This window comes from Pseudomonas sp. AC083 (assembly GCF_979253165.1).
On the sequence record NZ_CEEDDH010000086.1, the window covers coordinates 1 to 288 of the forward strand.

General features: G+C 49.3%; 1 protein-coding gene. It reads right to left on the reverse strand.

Going from position 1 to position 288, the window contains the following annotated elements:
- Positions 1-42: 42 nt before the first annotated feature.
- Positions 43-288: hypothetical protein (locus AC0IXA_RS27310; RefSeq protein ID WP_471814884.1), on the reverse strand; the 246-nt coding region annotated here is incomplete at its 5' end.

The following is a 288-nucleotide window of genomic DNA, read 5'->3' on the forward strand; positions in this document are numbered from 1 at the left end:
AATTCTTCAACAACTTCAACCACTTGCGCTTCCGATCTCTCGTTAGCGGGAGGCGAATTCTACAGCGTTAATCGCTGTTGTCAACACCTCTTTTTCTCCGCTTTCGACCGAGAAGATCGAACCGTTAAAAGAGCCACACATCACCGCTCTTTCAACTCCTTCCAGGCTTCGATGATCTGAAGCAAGCCGCTGTCGAAAACCGCGTAACTCTTTGAATCTCAAGGAGTTTTCCGTTTCGACTGCGCCGGAAGTGGGGCGAATTATAGACCTCTGGAATCTGCCGTCAAC